Origin of the sequence: Bradyrhizobium sp. 1(2017) (assembly GCF_011602485.2) — a bacterium.
GTDB lineage: Bacteria > Pseudomonadota > Alphaproteobacteria > Rhizobiales > Xanthobacteraceae > Bradyrhizobium.
On record NZ_CP050022.2, the window covers coordinates 2,957,657 to 2,976,354 of the forward strand.

Annotated in this window: 18 protein-coding genes; 17 read left to right on the forward strand and 1 reads right to left on the reverse strand. The window is 65.5% G+C overall.

The annotated features are described in order from the left end of the window. Nucleotides 1-15 precede the first annotated feature (15 nt). The 9 genes from HAP40_RS13925 (at nucleotide 16) to HAP40_RS13965 (ending at nucleotide 9,482) form a co-directional block, all read left to right on the forward strand. Nucleotides 16-681, forward strand: coding sequence for an HAD family hydrolase (locus HAP40_RS13925; protein ID WP_166817256.1), 666 nt, complete (start codon nucleotides 16-18; stop codon nucleotides 679-681). An 8-nt stretch (nucleotides 682-689) separates the two neighbouring features. Further along, nucleotides 690-1,640, forward strand: coding sequence for a sugar-binding transcriptional regulator (locus HAP40_RS13930; protein WP_166817255.1), 951 nt, complete (start codon nucleotides 690-692; stop codon nucleotides 1,638-1,640). A 281-nt stretch (nucleotides 1,641-1,921) separates the two neighbouring features. Next, entirely contained in the window at nucleotides 1,922-3,235 is a 1,314-nt protein-coding gene (locus HAP40_RS13935) for an ABC transporter substrate-binding protein (protein WP_166817254.1), read from the forward strand. 91 nt (nucleotides 3,236-3,326) lie between these two features. Next, nucleotides 3,327-4,199 (forward strand): carbohydrate ABC transporter permease, encoded by an 873-nt coding sequence (locus HAP40_RS13940; protein ID WP_166817253.1) that lies wholly within the window; start codon nucleotides 3,327-3,329, stop codon nucleotides 4,197-4,199. Nucleotides 4,200-4,202: 3 nt separating this feature from the next. Then, complete coding sequence (locus HAP40_RS13945) at nucleotides 4,203-5,033, forward strand: carbohydrate ABC transporter permease (protein WP_166817252.1); 831 nt, start codon at nucleotides 4,203-4,205, stop codon at nucleotides 5,031-5,033. Between the two features lie 14 nt (nucleotides 5,034-5,047). Beyond that, nucleotides 5,048-6,055: an ABC transporter ATP-binding protein gene (locus HAP40_RS13950; protein WP_166817251.1), complete on the forward strand. Its 1,008-nt coding sequence runs from the start codon at nucleotides 5,048-5,050 to the stop codon at nucleotides 6,053-6,055. A 31-nt stretch (nucleotides 6,056-6,086) separates the two neighbouring features. Beyond that, nucleotides 6,087-6,860 (forward strand): SDR family NAD(P)-dependent oxidoreductase, encoded by a 774-nt coding sequence (locus tag HAP40_RS13955; RefSeq protein WP_166817250.1) that lies wholly within the window; start codon nucleotides 6,087-6,089, stop codon nucleotides 6,858-6,860. A 37-nt stretch (nucleotides 6,861-6,897) separates the two neighbouring features. Further along, nucleotides 6,898-8,541 (forward strand): FGGY-family carbohydrate kinase, encoded by a 1,644-nt coding sequence (locus HAP40_RS13960; protein WP_166817249.1) that lies wholly within the window; start codon nucleotides 6,898-6,900, stop codon nucleotides 8,539-8,541. Between the two features lie 5 nt (nucleotides 8,542-8,546). Beyond that, a complete protein-coding gene (locus tag HAP40_RS13965; RefSeq protein ID WP_166817248.1) occupies nucleotides 8,547-9,482 on the forward strand; it encodes a carbohydrate kinase family protein in 936 nt (311 codons plus the stop codon). A gap of 7 nt (nucleotides 9,483-9,489) precedes the next feature. On the opposite strand, the gene HAP40_RS13970 is transcribed toward HAP40_RS13965, so the two are convergent. Next, complete coding sequence (locus HAP40_RS13970; RefSeq protein WP_166817247.1) at nucleotides 9,490-10,377, reverse strand: LysR family transcriptional regulator; 888 nt, start codon at nucleotides 10,375-10,377, stop codon at nucleotides 9,490-9,492. Nucleotides 10,378-10,521: 144 nt separating this feature from the next. On the opposite strand from HAP40_RS13970, the gene HAP40_RS13975 reads away from it, so the two are divergent. The 8 genes from HAP40_RS13975 (at nucleotide 10,522) to HAP40_RS14010 (ending at nucleotide 18,692) form a co-directional block, all read left to right on the forward strand. Continuing rightward, nucleotides 10,522-11,943 carry an amidase gene (locus HAP40_RS13975; protein WP_166819513.1) on the forward strand — a complete coding sequence of 474 codons (1,422 nt, stop codon included), beginning with the start codon at nucleotides 10,522-10,524 and terminating at the stop codon, nucleotides 11,941-11,943. Nucleotides 11,944-12,027: 84 nt separating this feature from the next. After that, nucleotides 12,028-12,978, forward strand: coding sequence for an ABC transporter permease (locus tag HAP40_RS13980; RefSeq protein WP_166817246.1), 951 nt, complete (start codon nucleotides 12,028-12,030; stop codon nucleotides 12,976-12,978). Beyond that, a complete protein-coding gene (locus HAP40_RS13985) occupies nucleotides 12,975-13,862 on the forward strand; it encodes an ABC transporter permease (protein ID WP_166817245.1) in 888 nt (295 codons plus the stop codon). Before HAP40_RS13980 ends, HAP40_RS13985 begins: the two co-directional genes overlap by 4 nt. Nucleotides 13,863-13,864: 2 nt before the next feature. After that, complete coding sequence (locus HAP40_RS13990) at nucleotides 13,865-14,860, forward strand: ABC transporter ATP-binding protein (protein WP_166817244.1); 996 nt, start codon at nucleotides 13,865-13,867, stop codon at nucleotides 14,858-14,860. Then, the gene (locus HAP40_RS13995) at nucleotides 14,857-15,867 is read left to right on the forward strand and encodes an ABC transporter ATP-binding protein (protein WP_166817243.1); all 1,011 of its coding nucleotides are present in this window, start codon (nucleotides 14,857-14,859) and stop codon (nucleotides 15,865-15,867) included. The genes HAP40_RS13990 and HAP40_RS13995 overlap by 4 nt, the downstream gene beginning before the upstream one ends. 56 nt (nucleotides 15,868-15,923) lie before the next feature. Continuing rightward, entirely contained in the window at nucleotides 15,924-17,420 is a 1,497-nt protein-coding gene (locus HAP40_RS14000) for an ABC transporter substrate-binding protein (protein ID WP_166817242.1), read from the forward strand. A 314-nt stretch (nucleotides 17,421-17,734) separates the two neighbouring features. Continuing rightward, nucleotides 17,735-18,358 (forward strand): amidase family protein, encoded by a 624-nt coding sequence (locus tag HAP40_RS14005; RefSeq protein WP_246741110.1) that lies wholly within the window; start codon nucleotides 17,735-17,737, stop codon nucleotides 18,356-18,358. Continuing rightward, a complete protein-coding gene (locus HAP40_RS14010) occupies nucleotides 18,345-18,692 on the forward strand; it encodes a hypothetical protein (protein WP_246741109.1) in 348 nt (115 codons plus the stop codon). The genes HAP40_RS14005 and HAP40_RS14010 overlap by 14 nt, the downstream gene beginning before the upstream one ends. Nucleotides 18,693-18,698 lie beyond the last annotated feature (6 nt).

The window sequence follows — 18,698 nt, forward strand, 5'->3', positions numbered from 1 at the left end:
TGATCGAATGATCGGATGGACCAGGCCCGGCCAACACCCGATCTCATCATCTTCGATTGCGACGGCGTGCTCGTCGACAGCGAGCTGTTGAGTTGCCGCTGCCTGTCCGACGTGCTGGCCGAGTTCGGCTTCGCACTCACCGAGGCGCAGGCGCTCGAGCTCTTTCTCGGACGTAGCACCAAGGCGATCGAGCAGCATTATCGCAATCTCGGGCAGATCGTGCCGGATGGCTTCCTGCCGCGATTGAAATCGCGCGTGCTCGAGACGTTTGCCGCATCGCTCGAACCGATCCCCGGGGTGAGGGCGGTGGTATCGGAACTGACGGTACCGTTCTGCGTGGCCTCGTCCAGCGACATCGACCGTGTATCGCTTTCGCTCGACGTCACCGGCCTCAGGCCGCTGTTCGACGATCGCATCTACACGGCTCAGATGGTCAGACACGGAAAGCCCGCGCCCGATCTCTTCCTTCATGCGGCCGCGCAAATGCGCGCCTCGCCAGCGCGCACGCTGGTGATCGAGGACAGTGTCAGCGGCGTGCAGGCGGGCAAGGCGGCCGGCATGACCGTCTGGGGATTTGTCGGCGGAAGCCATTACAGCGCCCGGGACGGGCGGGCTATATTGTCCGCTGCCGGGGCCGATCGGGTCTACGGACGCATGAGCGATTTCTGGAAGGACGTCTGACGCCTGCCATGGCCGCCGAAAACGAGAAATCAAGGCTCGATGACGCCGCGCGTGCCGGCTGGCTCTATTTCATTGCCGGCCATACCCAGGACGAGATCGCAAAGATGCTCCAGGTCTCGCGCGCCTCGGCGCAGCGCCTGGTCTCGCTCTGCCTCGCGGAGCGGCTGATCACGTTTCGGCTCGAGCATCCCATAGCCGCCTGCATGGAACTGGCGGCGCGGCTGAAGGAGCGCTTTGATCTCGTTCACTGCGAGGTGGTGCCGGCCGACCCTGCGGCGCCGCAAGCCACCGCGGGCATTGCCGAGCGCTGTGCCAATTTGCTCGATTCCACGCTTCGCTCGGAGACGCCTGTCATCGTCGCGCTCGGCACCGGCCGCGCGGTACGCGCCGCTGTCGAGCGCGTCACGCCGATCGACCGGCCCAACCACCAGATCGTCTCGCTGGTCGGCAACATCTCCGCCGACGGCTCGGCGAGCTTCTACGACACCGTCGGCCGGCTCGCCGACCGCACCGGCGCGCGGCACTATCCGATGCCGCTGCCGTTCCTGATGTCATCGGAGGACGAGCGCAACAAGATGGTCCGCATCGAGCCGATCGCCAAGGTGAAAGCGGTCGCGGCCAAGGCGGACTTGCGCCTCGTCGGCGTCGGTCAGATGGACCAGAAGGCGCAGGTGCATGTCGACGGCTTCGTCACCCGTGACGAATTGTTCGAGATGATGCGGTTGGGCGCTATCGGCGAGATCACCGGCTGGGCCTATGACTCCAAGGGCCGCCTGCTCAAATCCGGCACCAACAAGCGCCTGACCAGCATTCCGCCGGAGGTCCCGGCCAAAACCATCACGATCGGCGCTGCGGTCGGTGCTGCGAAGGTTGGAGCAATCGCGGCGGCGCTGAGCGGGGGCTTGATCAACGGCCTGATCACCGACGAGACGACGGCACGGGCGATTCTGGAGCGATAGGGCGCGACCTCTCCACTTGCTCTCCACCTGCCCATGGTCCGCGAAGGCGGACGATCCGGTGCGCCGTGGCCCGGGTTGAGACAACAAACCCACTGGACGGAGTACTGGATGCCCGCCTGCGCGGGCATGACAGCGAGAGTGCGGCGGCATCTAATCCCGCACCGCAGCACTCATAAGTTGCCGAAGCGCCCGCGCGCCTGCTTGACAAGCGTCATCCCAATGTTGAACATACGCCCAACGCGTGGGCATATGCTCAAAGACGCGACTCAAGGGAGGTCACCGTGAAACATGTCCTGGGCGCCGTCTGCGGCGCGTCCTGCCTGCTGCTGGCCGTCCCCGCGATGGCCGAAACGACCCTGACGATCGCCACCGTGAACAACGGCGACATGATCCGCATGCAGGGACTTACGAGCGAATTCACCAAGAAGAATCCGGACATCACCGTGAAATGGGTGACGCTGGAGGAGAACGTGCTGCGCCAGCGCGTCACCACCGATATCGCCACCAAGGGCGGCCAGTTCGACGTCCTCACCATCGGCACCTACGAGGTGCCGATCTGGGCCAAGAAGGGCTGGCTGGTGCCGCTCGCCAATCTCGGTGCCGATTACGATGTCGCCGATCTCCTGCCCAAGATCAAGGACGCGGTCTCCGCCGACGGCAAGCTCTACGCCGCGCCGTTCTACGGCGAGAGCTCGATGGTGATGTACCGCACCGATTTGTTCGAGAAGGCTGGCCTGAAGATGCCGGAGAAACCGGCCTGGGATTTCGTGATCGACGCCGCCAAGAAGCTCACCGACAAGAGCGCCGGCACCTACGGCATCTGCCTGCGCGGCAAGGCCGGCTGGGGCGAGAACATGGCGTTCCTTTCGGCCATGGCCAATTCCTACGGCGCGCGCTGGTTCGATGAGAAGTGGCAGCCGCAGTTCAATACGCCGGAATGGAAGGCGACGCTCACGACCTACGTCAACCTGATGAAGGAAGCCGGCCCGCCCGGCGCGAGCTCCAACGGCTTCAACGAGAATCTGGCGCTGTTCAACGCCGGCAAATGCGCGATGTGGATCGACGCCACGGTCGCGGCGTCCTTCGTCACCAACCCGAAGGAGTCCAAGGTCGCCGACAAGGTCGGCTTCGCGCTCGCGCCCAACACCGGGCTCGGCAAGAACGCGAACTGGCTGTGGGCCTGGAACCTTGCGATTCCCGCCGGCTCGAAGAAGACCGAGGCGGCCGAGAAGTTCATCGCCTGGGCGACGAGCAAGGACTACACCAAGCTTGTGGCGTCGAAGGAGGGCTGGGCCAACGTACCGCCGGGCACGCGGACCTCGCTCTACAACAACGAGGACTATCTGAAGGTCGCTCCCTTCGCGAAGCTGACGCTGGCCTCGATCGATGCCGCCGATCCGAACAAGCCGACGGTGAAGCCGGTGCCGTATGTCGGCGTTCAATACGCCGCGATCCCCGAATTCCAGGGCATCGGCACGCAGGTAGGTCAGCAATTCTCCGCCGCGCTCGCAGGATCGATGACAGTCGATGCCGCACTGACGGCCGCGCAATCGGCGACCGAGCGCGAGATGAAGCGCGCCGGCTACATCAAGTGAACCCGGGCTCTTCCTCCTGAGCTCAGACTTGCGGCCATTCGATCCACTCGCGGATGGATGGCCGCCTTCTTCCCCGAAGGAGAAGCCAGGGATGGCGACCCGGCAGACGCAGCTTCTTGCGCGCTCGCTCCTGACGCCAGCCGTCGGGCTGCTCTTCGTCTGGATGATCGTCCCGCTCGCGCTGACGATCTATTTCTCGACGCTGCACTACAGCCTGCTCGATCCCGGCTCGGAATCCTTCGTCGGCCTGGAAAATTTCCGCTACTTCCTCACCGATCCCGCCTTCCTCGCCTCGCTCCAGAACACGCTGGTACTGGTCGGCTCGGTGCTGGCACTCACCATCCTGCTCGGCATTCCGCTCGCGCTATTGATGGACCAGCCGGTGATCGGGCGCAATTTCGTCCGGCTGATGGTGATCGCGCCGTTCTTCGTGATGCCGACGGTGAGCGCGCTGGTCTGGAAGAACCTGCTGATGCACCCGGTGTCCGGATTGTTCGCCTGGCTCGTCTCGCTGATCGGCCTGACGCCGATCGACTGGTTCAACGATGTGCCGCTGTTCGCGGTGATCCTGATCGTGACGTGGCAATGGTTGCCGTTCGCGACGCTGATCCTGCTGACCGCGCTGCAATCGCTCGACGAAGAGCAGAAGGAAGCCGCGGAGATGGACGGTGCCAGCGCGGTCTCGACTTTCATCTACATCACCCTGCCGCACCTTGCGCGTCCGATCACCGTGGTGATCCTGATCGAGACCATCTTCCTGCTCACCGTGTTCGCCGAGATCTTCGTGACCACCGGCGGCGGGCCAGGCCTGCAGACGACCAACATCGCCTTCCTGATCTATTCGCAGGCACTGATCCAGTTCGACGTCGGCAGCGCCTCCGCGGGCGGCCTCGTTGCCGTCGTGATCGCCAATGTCGTCGCCTTCTTCCTGGTCCGCGTCGTCGGCCGCAATCTGGAGGCATGACGCATGGCACGGATGGCGACGAGGCGGCGGGTGGTGGTCTCGACGATCGGGGCGTGGTTCTTCGGCTTTCTGATTTTCTTTCCGATCCTGTGGATGGTGCTGGCGAGCTTCAAGACCGAGCTCGAAGCGTTCGCGGTCCCGCCATCCTTCCTGTTCTTCCATTGGACCACGGAGAACTACGCAACCGTGCAGGAGCGCAGCGACTATCTGCACCACGCGATGAACTCGATCATCATCGCCGGCGGCTCGACGCTGATCGCGCTTCTGATCGCCATTCCCGCGGCTTGGTCGATGGCATTCTCCCCGACCAAGCGCACCAAGGACGTTCTGCTCTGGATGCTCTCGACCAAGATGATGCCGCCGGTTGGCGTGCTGGTGCCGATTTATCTGATCTACAAGACTTTCGGCCTGCTCGATTCCCGCATCGGCCTCGTCTTGATCCTGTGCCTCGGAAACTTGCCGATCGTGATCTGGATGCTGTTCACCTATTTCAAGGAAATCCCGCGCGACATTCTGGAAGCCGCGCGCATGGACGGCGCCACCATCGGCCGCGAGCTCGTCTATGTCCTGACGCCGATGGCAATCCCGGGACTTGCGTCCACGCTGCTGCTCAATTTGATCCTGGCCTGGAACGAGGCGTTCTGGACGCTCAACCTGTCGACCTCAAACGCCGCGCCGCTCACCACGTTCATCGCGTCCTATTCGAGCCCGGAAGGGCTGTTCTGGGCAAAGCTGTCGGCGGCCTCGACGCTGGCGATCGCGCCTATTCTCGTCCTCGGTTGGTTCAGCCAGAAGCAGCTCGTGCGCGGGCTCACCTTCGGCGCGGTGAAGTAGGGGGCTGCCGGATCATGGGTCAGATCACACTTCGGGGCGTGCAGAAATCCTTCGGCCCCGTGCACATCATCAAGGGCGCCGATTTGGACATCGCCGACGGCTCCTTCGTCGTGTTCGTCGGTCCCTCCGGCTGCGGCAAGACCACGCTGTTGCGATTGATCGCGGGGCTCGAGGACGTCACCGGCGGCAGCATCCTGATCGATGGCAAGAACGTCGTCGACACGCCGCCTGCCAAGCGCGGGCTCTCGATGGTGTTCCAGTCCTACGCGCTCTATCCGCATATGAGCGTCCGCGGCAATATCGGCTTCGGCCTGAAGATGGCGGGCCTTGCCAGGGACGAGATCAATCGCAAGGTCGAGGCGGCCGCCGCGACGCTGAACCTCACGCCCTATCTCGACCGCAAGCCGCGCGAGCTTTCCGGCGGCCAGCGCCAGCGCGTCGCGATCGGACGCGCCATCGTGCGCGAGCCCAAGGCGTTCCTGTTCGACGAGCCGCTCTCCAACCTCGATGCGGCGCTGCGCGTCCAGATGCGCATCGAGGTGACGCGGCTGCAGAAGCAGCTCGGCACCACCGCGATCTACGTCACCCACGACCAGGTCGAGGCCATGACCATGGCCGACAAGATCGTCGTGCTCAACGGCGGCAAGATCGAGCAATATGGCTCGCCGCTGGAACTCTACGAACGGCCCGCCAACCTGTTCGTCGCCGGCTTCATCGGCTCGCCCAGGATGAATTTCGTCACCGGCGAGCCCGCCTTGCAAAAGGGGGCGGCGACGATCGGCGTCCGGCCGGAGCATCTCAAGATCGAGCGCGACGGCGGCGGAGGCTGGCAGGGCACGATCGCGGTGGCCGAGCATCTCGGCAGCGATACCTTTCTTTACGTCGATGCCGGCCCGATCGGCATGCTGACGGCGCGCTACATCGGCGAATTGAGCCTGCATGCCGGCGACCGAGTGTCGCTGGCGCCGGACCCTGCGCGCATCCATCGCTTCGACGAGAGCGGCAACGCGCTTCGGGGCTGACAAGAAACGGCAAGAGAACGGAAAGACCAACATGTACCTGGACAAATTCAAGCTGAGCGGCAAGACCGCGTTCATCACCGGCGGCGGACAGGGCATTGGGCTCGCCTGCGCCGAAGCGCTGGCCGAGGCTGGCGCGAGAGTCATCATCGGTGACCGCGACGGCAAGGTCGCCGACAGCGCAAAGGCCAGCCTCAAGGCCAAGGGCTACGACGTCGAGACCGCGATCATGGACGTCACCGATACCAAACGTGTGGCGGAGGTCGCGGGCGACCTCGCCGCCCGTCACGGCAAGGTCGACATTCTCGTCAACAATGCCGGCATCGCGCGCAGCGAGACCCCGGCCGAGACCGTCACCGACGAACACTGGCTCAACGTGATCGACGTCAACCTCAACGGCACCTTCTGGTGCTGCCGCGAGTTCGGCAAGCACATGCTGAGGGCCAAGAGCGGCGCCATCGTCAATGTCGGCTCGATGAGTGGGTTCATCGTCAACAAGCCGCAGGAGCAGTGCTTCTACAATGCCTCCAAGGCCGGCGTGCACCATTTGACCAAGTCGCTCGCGGCCGAGTGGGGTGCGCGCGGCATCCGCGTCAACGCGGTGGCGCCGACTTATATCGAAACGCCGCTCAACGCCTTCGTGAAGAGCAATCCGAGAATGTACGACGCCTGGATCGGTGGAACTCCGATGGCGCGGATGGGGCAGGTCGAGGAGATCGCCTCCGTCGTGCTGTTCCTCTCTTCGGAGGCCGCGAGCCTGATGACCGGCAGCATCGTGCTGGTGGATGGCGGCTATACTTGCTGGTAGGCTTGCGTCAAAGCTGGCGAAGCGACCGGGAGCGACAATGCCGCGAGCCTATATCGGCGTCGACGTAGGGACCACGAGCACGCGGGCAGGGGTGTTCGACGAGGCCGGCACGCTGCTCGCAATGGCACGGCATCCGATCCGGATCTGGCACGAGGCCGGCGATATCGTCGAGCAGTCGTCCCAGGACATCTGGGACGCATGCGCGGCATCGGTCCGCGCCGCGATGACGGAAGCTGCCATTGCGCCCGAGAGCATCGGCGGTATCGGCTTCGATGCCACTTGCTCACTGGTGGTGCTCGACGAGGCGGGTGAGCCGGTCACCGTCAGCGCTTCCGGCGATCCTCAGCGCAACGTCATCGTCTGGATGGACCATCGCGCCACGGCCGAGGCGCGGCTGATCAACGAGACCGAGGATGCCGTGCTGCGCTATGTCGGCGGCTCGATCTCGCCCGAGATGGAGATGCCGAAACTGCTGTGGTTGAAGCGGCACCTTCGCAGCAGTTTCGACGCGGCCGGCCACTTCTTCGATCTGGCGGACTACCTGACCTGGCGTGCGACCGGCTCGCTCCAGCGCTCGACTTGTACCGTCACCTGCAAATGGAACTATCTCGCGCATGATGGCCGCTGGAGCGCGCCGTTCTTCCAGCGCATCGGGCTGTCGGATTTCGCCAGCGAGAAATACGCCCGCATCGGCACCGAGATCGTCGCTCCGGGCACACGGCTCGGTGCAGGTCTCACCCGAACTGCCGCGGCCGACCTTGGCCTGTCGCCGGGCACGCCGGTCGGCGCCTCCCTGATCGATGCCCATGCCGGCGGCATCGGCGCGATCGGTGGACGCGACGGATCGGGTGACGCGGCCGATGTCTGCGATCGCCTCGCCTACATCATGGGAACGTCGGCCTGCATCATGGCGACGACGAGGGAACCTTGTTTCGTGCCGGGCGTGTGGGGCCCTTATTATTCCGGCATGGTGCCGGACTTCTGGCTCAATGAAGGTGGCCAGTCGGCCGCGGGCGCGGCGATCGACCATCTGCTCAAATCGCATCCGGGGCATGCCGAGGCGAGTGCGGCGGCGCGCAAGGAGGGCGTCGACCTCATCGACTTCCTCGAACGCCGCATCATCGCGCGCGCAGGCGATGCCAGCCGCGCCGCGTTGCTCGCCCACGACGTCCATGTCCTGCCTGAGTTCATCGGCAACCGCTCGCCTTACGCCGATCCCGACACGCGCGCGGTGATTGCGGGCCTCGATCTCGACACCGACGTCGGGTCGATGGAGCGGCTGTTCGTCGCCGGCCTGTGCGGACTTGCCTACGGGCTTGCCGAGGTGATCGAGGCTTTTGCCGCGCATGGCGTGCGCTCCAGCATCATGATTATGGGCGGTGGCGCCAGCCGCAGCCCGCTTGTGCGGCAGATCATGGCCGACACGACCGGTCTCACGGTCGCGCTGCCGCAGACGAAGGAGCCGGTGCTGCTGGGCGCCGCGATGCTGGGGGCGGTGGCCGGTGGCGCCTATGCTTCCATCGGCGAGACCATGGCCAGGATGTCGGCGCTGGGGCGCAAGAGCGAGCCGACCGCGTCCGACATGGCCGCGTTTCACGGCCGCAAGCGCGAGGTCTACAAGCTGCTGCGCGACGTTGATCGCGGCAGCCGCGCGGCAATGCGCGACATCGCGAGAGGTTGAAGCGGATGCTGATGACCAGCGGCGATGCGTTGATCGATTTCGTGCCGACGCGAAACGCCGACGGCCGCGAAGCGGTGATGCCGGCGGTCGGCGGCTCCTGCCTCAACGTCGCGATCGGCCTGGCACGGCTGGGCGCGCCGACCGGTTTTGTCGGCGGCATCTCGACCGACCTGTTCGGACGGATGATCGCCGATCACGCCGCGGCGTCGAATGTCGAGCTCGATCTTGCCACCCGTAGCGATCACCAGACCACGCTCGCCTTCGTGCGGATCGTCGCGGGCGAGTCGCACTATGCGTTCTATGATGCCGAAACTGCGATGCGGGAATGGACCTATCGGCGCGGAACAATTCCCTTCGACAGGGTCGAAGCGCTGCATGTCGGCTCGACCACGTTGGTCAATGATCAAGGCGCGGCGGAGGCGATGGCGCTGATCGCCGACGCGCGGGCGTCATCGACGATCTCCTTCGACCCGAATTGCCGTCCGAACCTCGTCAAGGACAAGCCGGCCTATCTCGCGCACATGGCCGCGTTCGCCGCCAAGGCCGACCTCATCAAGATGTCCGATGTGGATTTCGCCTATCTCTTCGGCGACGAGCCGTATCGGCAGCGGGCGACGGCGCTGCTCGGGCAGGGCGCGAGCCTCGTCGTCGTCACCCGCGGCAACGATGGCGCGATGGCCTGGCACGCGGAAGCAGGGCAGATCGAGGTCGCCGCGCCTGAGGTCAAGGTGGCCGACACGATCGGGGCGGGCGACAGTTTTCAGGCGGCGTTGCTGTTCGCCCTGCACAAGCAGGGTCGCATTGCCCGGCAAACCTTGAAGGGCATCGCTGCCGACGAGCTCCGCCGCGCGCTGTCCTTCGCCGCCAATTGCGCCGGCCTCACGTGCACCCGTCCGGGCGCCGATCCACCCTGGAGCCACGAGATCAGCTGGCGTTTGTAGCGTCGCCTCACATCCGCGCGACGGCCTTCTCGGCGCATTTGAGGAAGGTTCCGATCAGCGGACTCTGGGAATCCCGCCGCCAGCAGACCGCGATGTCGAGGGAATCGGTGACGTCGCGCAGGGGTCTGAATACGATGCCGCGTGGCGCGCCGAGCTGCGCGCAAGCCGGCAGGATGGCGAGACCTTCGCCTGCCAGAACCAGGCTCATCGCCGAATGCACCGTCTCCACCCGGCTGGCGATCGGCATCACCACCTGATGCCGGCGCAACAAGGGCACGACGGCGGAGGAGGCGGGCCCATGGTCCGGATGCGGGAGCGCTATGAGCGGGCGGCCCTGCAGCCGGGCCATCGGCACGGACGTCAGGCGGGCGAGCGGCGAGCGGATCGGCATGGCCAGCATCAAGGGCTGTGCGCCGATCCGTGCCACCTGGATCTCGGGATGGTTGATGGCCGGCATGCATAGCGCGACCGTGACGCTGCGGTCGAGCACGCGGGCCTCCCGCGTCGAGGCGCTGAGCTCGGCGAAGCCGAGGTCGACGCCGGGAACCGCGCGGCGGAGCTCGGGGATGAGCCGCGGCAGCATCGCATTGGCCAGCACGAACATGTAGCCTACCGACAGCCGTCCGCGCCGCCCCGAGGCAACCGCGCGCGCGGCTTCGGCCCCGTCGGCCGCAAGGGCGAGCGCTTCGCTGGCACGCGCCAGCAGCGCCCGTCCCGCCTCGGTCAGGTCCATGCCGCGGGTGCCGCGGCGGAACAGCGGGGCGCCGATCTCGGCCTCGAGCTTGCGAATCTGGACCGAGAGCGGCGGCTGCGCCATCCGGAGCAGCTCGGCGGCCTTGCCGATGCTTCGCGCCTCGGCGACGGCGACGAAATAGCGGAGCCGGCGGAGATCCATTGGCATACCGAAAATGTATGGGTTAGCGCTCAAAATCGTATTGGACGGCGAGTTAACAAAACTGTCATTCTCGCTGTCAATGCCTTGTCAATACTTGTCAATGCCTGGGCCAACGGCGGCCCGCCTTCGGAGCGTGATTTGACGATGAACGGCGATCCCTGTCTGCTGTCCGCAACCGAATTGCGCGGCCTCGTTGCGCGAAAGCAGATTTCGCCCGTCGAGATCGTCCGCGCCGTGCTCGCACGCGCCGAGGCGCGCCAGGCCGAATTGAACTGCTTCATTACGTTGTGCGGCGACGATGCGATCGCAGCAGCGCGCGAAGCCGAGCGCAAGGTGATGGCCGGCGAGCCGCTCGGTCTGCTGCACGGCCTCCCCGTCACCGTCAAGGACATCGTCAACACCAAAGGTGTGAGAACCACCTTCGGTGCCGTTCCCTACAAGGACAATGTGCCGGCCGAGGATGCCGTCGCGGTAGCGCGGCTGCGCAGCGAGGGCGCGATCCTGATCGGCAAGACCACGACGCCGGAATTCGGCAGCAAGTGCCTGACGGACTCGCCGTTGTTCGGCCGCACCCGCAACGCGTGGAGCGCGGAGCGCTCTTCCGGCGGCTCCAGCGGCGGTGCGGCAGTTGCCGTTGCGAGCGGCATCGCGCCGCTCGCGATCGCGACCGACGGCGGCGGCTCGACGCGAATTCCCGCCGCCTGCAACGGCGTGGTGGGCTTGAAGCAGAGCAACGGCGTGATCCCGCACAGTCAGGCGCTGGACGCGTTCGGCAACCAGACTTATGTCACGCCGACCACGCGCACCGTCGCCGACACCGCGCTGATGATGCAGGCGATGGCAGGCGAGGACGCTTGCGATCCCTGGTCGATCAGCATTCCCGTGCCCGATTTCGTCGGCGCCGCCGCCGCTCGTGGCGATCTGCGCGGGCAGAGGGTCCTTTACTGCCTGACGCCGCCGGGCCGTCCGGTCTCCGCCGATGTCGCCGCCAGCTTCAAGGCAAGCCTTGACCTTCTGGCGGGGCTCGGCGCCGAGATCGAGGAGTTCTCCGGCGACGACTTCGACATCGAGCCGATCTGGCGCGCCATCAACCACACGGTCTGGCGCACGCGCTTCGCAAAGCTCGCGGCCGAGCATAAGGACGAGCTAAGCGAGGCGTTTCTCAAGCAGCTCGCGCTTGCGACCGAAGTCAGCGGCGTCGACTATCAGGAGGCGATGTTCGCGCGCACCGCGCTGTTCCGCCGGGTGCAATCGCTGCTTGCGCGCGGGCACCTGCTGGCGATGCCGACACTGACGCGCACCGCGCTGCCGATCGAGCAGGACCTTTTCGGCACCATCGAGATCGACGGCAGGCATTTCGACAGCGTCCGGCCGCATTGGTTTCCCTGGACCATGCCCTTCAACATGACCGGTCATCCCGCGGTCAGCCTGCCCTGCGGCTTCGGCCGCGACGGTTTGCCGATCGGGCTCCAACTCGTCGGCCGTTTCCGCGGCGACGCCGAATTGCTGCGCGTGAGCGCGCTGTTTGAGGCTTCGAGCGATCTTCTGTCCCGCCGGCCGGCTTGAGGAGACGGACATGCCGCAAAGAGCTTGCCTCCGGCGTCCAGACATGTTGATCGTGCCGTGGGTGAGCCCTGAAGCCGAGTACGCATGAGCGTCTTTGTCCTCCGACGTCTGTTGACATTGCTGGCGACGCTGGTCGGCGCGTCGCTGATCATCTTCCTGGTGTTGGATGCGCTCCCCGGCAACGCCGCGCAGATGCTGATGGGCGCCGATGCCTCGGCAGACGCGGTCCGCGCGCTCACCGTCAAGCTCGGGCTCGACCAGCCGCTGGCGGTTCGCTATCTGCACTGGATCAAGGGGCTTCTCTCCGGCGATCTCGGCAACTCCTATGTCTACGGCACGCCGGTCGCCAGCCTGATCGCGGAGCGGCTGGTGCTGACCGTTCCGCTCGCGATCATGGCCATGACCATCACGGTGACGCTGGCGCTCTCCGCCGGCATCTACACCGCCGCCAACCACAACAAGCTCGGCGATGTCGGCGTGATGTCGCTGACGCAGGTCGGCATCGCGTTGCCGAATTTCTGGTTCGCGATCCTCCTGGTGCTGTTGTTCTCGGTGCGGCTGCAATGGCTGTCGGCGGGCGGCTTTGCCGGCTGGGAGGACGGCATCTGGCCGGGCGTCAAGTCGCTGCTGCTGCCGGCGATCTCGCTCGCCGTGGTGCAGGCCGCGATCCTCGCCCGCGTCACACGCTCCGCCGTGCTGGAAGTGCTGCGCGAGGACTTCGTCCGCACCGCGCGCGCAAAAGGGCTTGGCAAGCGCGAGGTGCTGTGGAGCCATGTTCTGCGCAACGCCATGATCCCCGTGATGACCGTGATGGGGCTGCAATTCGCCAATCTGCTCGCCGGCACCATCGTGATCGAGAACGTGTTCTACCTGCCGGGCCTCGGGCGGCTGATCTTCCAGTCGATCGCCAACCGCGACCTGATCGTGGTTCGAAACTGCGTGATGCTGCTCGCCGCCATGGTCGTAATCGTCAATTTCGTGGTCGATGTGCTCTACGCCTTCATCGATCCCCGCATCAAGGTCCACGATTTGTGAGCGCGCCCATGACCATCGACGCGCCGCTCGCAACGCGGCCGCTGCCGCCCCGCACGTTCTGGCGCCGCGCACTGCGCCATCGCAGCTTCGTGCTCGGCGGTGCGCTGAGCCTGCTGGTGCTCGCCTCGGCGCTGTTGTCGCTGGTGTGGACGCCCTGGTCGCCCTACGAGATCGACATTGCCTCGAAGCTGCGGCCGCCGTCGGCCGCGCACTGGCTCGGCACCGATTCCTTCGGCCGCGACATCGTTTCGCTGCTGCTCGCCGGCGCGCGTTCGACCATCATGGTCGGCATCATCGCGGTGAGCATCGGTCTCACCTTCGGCGTCTGCCTCGGCCTGATCGCATCTGCCAAGCGCGGCTGGACCGAAGAGATCATCATGCGGTTCGCCGATTTCAGCTTCGCCTTTCCGGCCGTGCTGTCCGCGATCATGCTGGCCGCGGTGGTGGGACCGGGCATGGTGACCTCGATCGTCGCGATCGGAATCTTCCAGATCCCGACGCTGACGCGGCTGACGCGTGGTTCGGCCAACGCGATCTGGGCGCGCGAATTCGTGCTGGCCGCGCGCGCGGCGGGGAAGGGGCGCTTCCGCATCACCATCGAGCACGTGTTGCCGAATATCCTGTCGATCCTGATCGTGCAGGTCACGATCCAGTTCGCGCTCGCCATTCTCGCCGAAGCTGCGTTGTCCTATCTCGGTCTCGGCACCCAGCCGCCGCAGCCATCCTGGGGCCGCATGCTGAATGATGCGCAGACGCTGCTGTTCCAGTCGCCGATGCTTGCGGTCTATCCGGGTGCTGCGATCGCGATCGCCGTACTCGGCCTCAATCTTCTTGGTGACGGATTGCGCGATCTGCTCGACCCTAGACTGGCGCGGGAACGGTGACAATGGCCGATCCCGCAACCATGCCGCTGATCGAGGTCGCCAATCTCGGCGTCCGCCTCAACACCAGCCGCGGGCCTGCGCAGGCCGTGCGCGGTGCCGGCTTTGCGCTCAAGCGCGGCGAGACGCTCGGGCTCGTCGGCGAATCCGGTTGCGGCAAGTCGGTGACGGCGTTGTCGCTGATGGGGCTCTTGCCGGACAGCGCGGTCGTCACCGGCAGCATCAAGCTGGACGGCAATGAGCTCGTCGGGCTTTCCGATGGGGATTATTGCCGCCTGCGCGGCAACCGCATCAGCATGATCTTCCAGGAACCGATGACCGCGCTCAATCCGATGCACACGATCGGTCATCAGGTCGCCGAGCCGCTGCGGCGTCACAAGAAATATTCGGCGTCGCAGGCGCGGCGCGAGACCATCGCCTTGCTCGACCGCGTCGGACTGCCCGATCCGGCACGGCGGGTCGATGCCTATCCGCACCAGTTCTCCGGCGGTCAGCGCCAGCGCGTCACCATCGCGATGGCGCTCGCCTGCGAGCCGGATCTTTTGATCGCGGACGAGCCGACCACCGCGCTCGACGTCACCATCCAGGGCCAGATCCTCGATCTCATCGCCGATCTCGTCGAGGAGCGCGGCATGTCGATGATCCTGATCTCGCACGATCTCGGCGTCATCGCCGAGAATGTGCAGCGCATGATGGTGATGTATGGCGGCACCGTCGTCGAGAGCGGGCCGACCGACGAGGTGTTCCGCCGTATGGGACATCCTTACACGCAGGGCCTGTTCCGTGCCCGGCCCAAGCTCGGCGCGCGCAAGGGGACGCGGCTGACGACGATCTCGGGCACGGTGCCGGAACTCGCCGATCTGCCGTCCGGGTGCACCTTCTCCGATCGATGTCCGCTCGTGATCGACCAATGCCGCGCCGCACTGCCGCCGATGGTGGATGTCGGCCCCGGCCACTTCGTGCGTTGCATCCGAACCGACGTCGGAGTGCTGACCGCATGATTGCCGCTGCAGAGCCGCTTCTCGAAGTGAAGGATCTGGTGCAGCGTTACACGCTGCCGCGCGAAAGCCTGTTCCGTCCGCCGGGGCAGGTCCGCGCGCTGAACGGTGTCACCGTGCAGGTCCAGGCCGGCAAGAGCCTTGGCATCGTCGGCGAATCCGGCTCTGGCAAGTCGACCTTCGCACGGGTCGTGATGGCGCTGGAGCGGCCGACGTCGGGCCAGGTGGCGCTGCTCGGCCGCGATCTCAACCGCATCCCGGCCGACGAACTGCGACGTGCGCGCCGCGATTTCCAGATGGTGTTTCAGGACCCCTACGGCTCGCTCGATCCGCGCCAGACCATCGCCCGTATCGTCGCCGAGCCGCTGACGGTGCTGGAAGGCGCAGACCGCACCACGTTCCGCGACCGCGTCGCCGCGGTGCTGCGCCAAGTGGGGTTGCGCGACGCGGACATGGAGAAATATCCGCACGAATTCTCCGGCGGCCAGCGCCAGCGCATCGCCATCGCGCGCGCCTTGATCACGCAGCCGAAGCTGATCGTCGCCGACGAGCCGGTCTCTGCGCTCGACGTCTCCGTGCAGGCGCAGGTGCTGAACCTGATGCAGGACCTCCAGGAGCAGTTCGGCCTCAGCTACATCCTGATCAGCCATGACCTCGCCGTCGTCGACTATCTCTGCGACGAGGTCGCGGTGATGTATCTCGGCCGCATCGTCGAGCAGGGCCGCCCCGAGGATCTGTTCGAGCGCTGTGCCCATCCCTACACGCGCGCGCTTCTGGATGCGGTGCCACGGGCGCGGGCCGGCGGCGGCCGGCGGCGGCGCGGGGCCCAGGCGATCGCCTCGCAGTCGACGGCGGCCACCGGATGCCCCTATGTCTCGCGCTGCGCCCTTGCTGACCAGCATTGCCGCGAGGTTCCGCCTGAGTTACGCAAGATGGGCGAGAGGCACCTTGCCGCCTGCCACAAGGCCGAGGCCGTCATGGCGTTGCCGCAGGCGGCAATGGAAGGTTAGTCTCCAGAGCAGGATTGGCGTAGGCTTAAAGAGCAGAGCAGGCCGGGGAGTTACGCATGTTGAGGAAACTATCGATCGTCGCTTTTGCCGCCGCGTTCATCGCGGCGCCTTTGCCCGTACTGGCACAGGGAAAGAAGGACAGCGTCGTCATGGCGATGGCGCTGGAGCCGCCGGGGCTCGATCCGACCAATGCCGCCGCTGCCGCGATCGCCGAGGTCACGCTCTACAACATCTACGAGACCCTGACCAAGATCAACGAGGACGGCTCCGTCTCGCCGCTGCTGGCTGAAAGCTGGACGGCCTCGCCCGATTTGAAGTCCTATACGTTCAAGCTGCGCAAGGGCGTCAAATTCCATAATGGCGAGCCGTTCAATTCGGCCGCGGTGAAATTCTCATTCGAGCGCAACGCCGCGCCAACCAGCACCAACAAGGACAAGAGCCTGTTCCAGGCTTTCGAGAAGGTCGAGGCGCCTGACGCCGACACCATCGTGGTCACGCTGAAATATGGCGAGCCGAACCTGCCGTTCCTGCTGGGGCAGGCGAGCGGCTCGATCGTCGAGCCCAAGAGCGCCGCCACCAACGTCACGCAGCCGGTCGGCACCGGACCTTATCAGCTCGGGGCGTGGGCGAAGGGCTCCTCGATCACCCTGACCAAATGGGCCGACTACCGCAACGCCGCTGCGGTCAAGCTGTCCAAGGTGACGATCCGCTTCATCTCCGATCCGGCGGCGCAGGCCGCCGCGCTGCTCTCGGGCGACGTCGATGCGTTCCCGCGCGTCGCCGCGCAGCGCACCATCGCGCAGTTCAAGGCCGATCCGCGCTTTACGGTTCTGGTCGGCGGCTCCAGGGCCAAGACCATCGTCGGCATCAACGAGAAGAAGAAGCCGCTCGACGACGTCCGCGTCCGCCGCGCCATTCTCGCCGCGATCGACCGCAAGGCGATGATCGACGGCGCCGTCGACGGCTTCGGCACGCCGATCGGCAGCTTCTACGTGCCGGGCGCGCTCGGCTATGTCGACACGACGGGCATCAACCCCTACGACCCCGAAAAGGCCAAGAAGCTGCTCGCTGAAGCCGGCGTCACCACGCCGCTCGAATTGTCGCTCAAGCTGCCGCCGCCGTCCTATGCGCGGCAGGGCGGCGAGATTCTCGCGGCTCAGCTCGCCAAGGTCGGCATCGTCGCCAAGATCGAGAACGTCGAGTGGGCGCAGTGGCTTTCGCAGGTGTTCGCCGGCAATGGTCCGCACAATTTCGATCTCACCATCGTCAGCCACGTCGAGCCGTTCGACCTCGTCAAGATCACCGAGCCGGACTACTATCTGGGCTACAACAACGAGGCCTTCAACGCGCTCTACAAGCAGATCGTCTCGACGCCAGATGAGGCCGGCCGCGCAAAGCTGCTCGGCGATGCCCAGCGCATGCTGGCCACCGACGCGGTCGCCGGCTTCCTGTACCAGCCGCAGCTGATCACCATCACCAGCAAGAAGCTGAAGGGCGTCTGGAAGGACGTTCCGCAATTCGAGAACGATTTCTCGACCTGGTACTGGGAGTAGGGGCGGCGTCCGTTCCTTGCCCTCTCCGCTCACGGGAGAGGGCAGCTCCAAACAAAAAGTGCAAAAACAACCCCATGCACAGTAGACGGGGCCAGTGATTTCAATGACTTGCCAGACCGCCTTGTGCAGCTCGTGCGGAGACGCGGTGCCGTTAACACCGGCAATATGGGACCATCGCGGCCTCATGGTTCGGGACGCGCCGTCAGGCGAGGCACGCCATGAAGAAACCGGCGATGCGCGCGCTGCTACGACTGTTGTCGGCGCCAAGGCGCAAAGCACCCTCAAGCTCGATCATGCGCCGATGAGCGATATCGTTGCTGTATCCGGCCAGCCAGAACGGCCTCGTCACGGTGAAGCCCACCGTGGGACTGGTCAGCTGTGCCGGCATCCTGCCGATCTCGCATAGCCAGGACACCGCAGGTCCCATGACGCGCACCGTGCGCGATGCGGCGATGCTGTTGAATGCGCTTGCGGCCGAGGATCCGCTCGATCCTGCAACCGAGCGGCAGCGGCGGCCGACCGATTACACTGCCGATCTCACCGGCGATGCGATGAAGGGCGCCCGCATCGGCGTCCCAAGCGACCCGGCCGATCTCCTGAACGATCGCTATTACGACAAGCTGCCGCCGGGATCGGCCAAGGCGATGGCTGACGCGATCAAGGTGCTGGAGGATCTCGGCGCGGTCATCGTACGCGCGAACATTCCGACGGCAGGCTGGATCGGTGGGCCGGGGACGAGCATGAATGTGCTCAACCGCAATCCGCTGAGCCGCAACAAGGGCAACGTGGCGACGCCGCCGATCGTCTTCCTCTACGAGCTGAAGCGCGATCTCAATCTTTACCTCCGTCGGACATCGTGGCCTTCAACGAGGCGAATGCGGAGCGGACGCTGCGGTTCGGCAGGACCTGTTCCTCGCCGCCGACATGACCAGGGGTGACCTCAGCGAGCGCGAGTACAAGTCGGCACGTGCCATGGATCTGCTCTCCGCGAAGACACGTGGCATGGACGCCTACATGAACCAGCACAAGCTCGACGCGGTGCTGTTTCCCGGCGCGAGCGGCTGTGTGATCGCGGCGAAGGCGGGCTATCCCAGCGTCATGGTGCCCGGCGGTTTCATCTCGGGCGCCGACGACAGGGACACGCCCGAATATCCGCTGGGCGTCACCTTCGCAGGCCGAGCCTGGAGCGAGCACAAATTGTTGTGTCTGGCCTACGCCTATGAGCAGGCCTCCAACATGCGCCGGCTGCCGCCGGGATTATCCGCTCTTTAGATATTT